The organism is Providencia rustigianii DSM 4541, assembly GCF_000156395.1.
GTDB lineage: Bacteria > Pseudomonadota > Gammaproteobacteria > Enterobacterales > Enterobacteriaceae > Providencia > Providencia rustigianii.
Genome location: NZ_GG703817.1, coordinates 251,563 through 252,061 on the forward strand (window position 1 = coordinate 251,563; position 499 = coordinate 252,061).

The window sequence follows — 499 nt, forward strand, 5'->3', positions numbered from 1 at the left end:
GTCGGCGGCGAAAGATGGCTATCAAAGAACCATGGACGTTCGAAACAAAATGGCTGGGGCTGGTGCTGGCATGACAGCCGCAGGGGTCGGGATCGGATATGCGGCAAAAAAAGTCTTAGTACCAGGCTATGACTTTGAAATCGGCATGTCGAAAGTACAAGCCTTGACTCGTTTGGATAAAAACTCAGGCGATTACAAGATGCTGAGAGAGCAGGCGCGTGATCTGGGCGCAACGACGGCATTTACGGCGAATGAAGTCGCCCAAGGGCAAGCGTTCTATGCGATGGCTGGTTTTAAACCTGAGCAAATTAAAAATGCGATGAAAGGCACATTATCAATGTCACTCGCCGGAGACATTGACTTAGCCACTACGGCGGATATTGGATCTAATATTTTAACCGGCTTTAAACTGAACTCGGATGAAATGAATCGGGTTAGTGACACGTTAGTGGGGGTGTTCACTCGCGCGAATGTTAACTTAGCCATGCTAGGCGACACA

1 protein-coding gene is annotated in these 499 nt (G+C 48.9%); it reads left to right on the forward strand.

Translation table 11 applies throughout. The annotated features are described in order from the left end of the window. The coding region (locus tag PROVRUST_RS01240) for a phage tail tape measure protein (protein WP_006812848.1) at nucleotides 1-499 on the forward strand (499 nt) is incomplete at both ends.